The following is a 1,788-nucleotide window of genomic DNA, read 5'->3' on the forward strand; positions in this document are numbered from 1 at the left end:
CCGGCACGAGGCCATGTTGGAGGCCGCTCGAAAGATGCGAGAGCGCGGCATGTCCATCCAGGACATCCGGGAGCTGACGAATCTCTCCCTCGAGGACCTTGAATCCGTGGCGGGGAATTGACCGCTGCCCGCAAGGGGTTATCCATGCCAAACACCGTTATCAAGATCGAGGAATTGGGCAAGAAGTACCTGCTGGCGCACAGGTCGCCGCAGCGCTACATTGCGTTGCGGGACGTGCTGGTCGACCGGGCGAAACGACTGGGCCGCAGGTTCCGCCATCCTTTCGCGAGGAGCGCGAGGGAGGAAAATCCAGCTGTCGAGGACTTCTGGGCGCTGTCGAACCTCTCCTTCGAGGTCAACGAGGGGGAGCGCGTCGGGGTCATCGGACGCAACGGCGCGGGCAAATCCACGCTGCTCAAGGTCCTGAGCCGCATCACGGAACCCACGACGGGGCGCGTATCCCTCAGGGGGCGCGTCGCCAGCCTGCTGGAGGTCGGGACGGGCTTTCACCCCGAGCTGACGGGGCGGGAGAACATCTATCTGAACGGCGCCATCCTGGGGATGAGCAAGGCGGAGATTCGGCGAAACTTCGATGCCATCGTGGACTTCGCTGGGGTGGAGAAGTTTCTGGACACGCCGGTGAAGCGCTACTCCAGCGGCATGTACGTGCGCCTGGCCTTTGCCGTGGCCGCACACCTGGACACGGAGATCCTGATGATCGACGAGGTCTTGGCGGTGGGTGACGCGGAGTTTCAAAAGAAGTGCATGGGCAAGATGGACGAAGTGAGCCACAAGCAGGGCCGGACGATCCTGTTCGTCAGCCACAACATGGGGGCCGTCTCGCAGCTCTGCAATCGCGTGGTGTGCCTGGAGCGAGGCCGGGTGGCGCTGGACACGCCGGACGTCTCCGTCGGGGTACGGAAATACCTGAACGTCTCGAAAGAGGCAGGTGCCGTCGCCGAGTGGAGGAACCCCGGCAACCTCTTCGAGAACCCCTGGTTCAAGCCGCTGCGCTTCGGCCTCTATGGAGAGGACGGAAAGGCGATTTCAGGCCCCATGGAGCGCAAGGACAGGGTTTGGGTCGAGATCGAGGGCTTTGTCGAGGTCCCTGACCCGGCGCTGGAGGTTGGGTATTGCCTATATGAGGTAAACGGGGTGTTGGTTTGTTATGGTTATCAGACGGACCAAATGGGAGGTGAGAAGGAGCTCCCGCCACTCCAGGGAAATTTCATTCTTCGGGTTCCGTTGAATTGTTCGTTACTGAATGTGGGGAACTACCATGTGAAGATGGAGGTCAATTTATTCAATCGGGAGCGTATAGTTAACATTCACGCGACGCCTCCCGAGTTCTCGTTCGAGATATCCGGGCGGCTCTACCCCTCCCCCTATCGCCTTGGAGAGAGCCCGGGCATATTGGCCCTGGACCAGCCTTGGGTTTTGCAGCCTGTCAAGAGCACGCAAATCGAGAAATAGACTAAGGACTGGAGCGTTGTTTGGATGAGCGATGTCATGTTGCGCAAGTTGAAGGTCGTTCGGGGTGCTTTTCAAGGCGTGCGATCTGGAGTCGATACGTGGTGGGAATTTTTCCTGTTCTGCCTGGATCGTATGCTATCGACACTCCTGGGGAAAAATCCACGTTTCTATCATAAGAGAAAGGTGAAAAATTTTAAGGGAAAGGACAGTTATCGCATCAAGGATATCCGGCTGCCCCTCCTGGACGCGGAAACCGAGGATACCTTTTTCTGGCAGGGCCCTTTTGGTCAGACCTGTTTTCATTATTGTTACTTC

2 protein-coding genes are annotated in these 1,788 nt (G+C 58.4%); both read left to right on the forward strand.

The genetic code is table 11. From position 1 onward, the window contains the following. Positions 1-144 precede the first annotated feature (144 nt). Positions 145-1,473 (forward strand): ABC transporter ATP-binding protein, encoded by a 1,329-nt coding sequence (locus SY1_RS10685; protein ID WP_015557026.1) that lies wholly within the window; start codon positions 145-147, stop codon positions 1,471-1,473. Positions 1,474-1,509: 36 nt separating this feature from the next. Then, positions 1,510-1,788, forward strand: a 279-nt coding sequence (locus tag SY1_RS10690) for a hypothetical protein (RefSeq protein WP_208873773.1), incomplete at its 3' end; no start/stop codon positions are given.

Source organism: Fretibacterium fastidiosum, assembly GCF_000210715.1.
In the GTDB taxonomy this organism is placed as follows: domain Bacteria; phylum Synergistota; class Synergistia; order Synergistales; family Aminobacteriaceae; genus Fretibacterium; species Fretibacterium fastidiosum.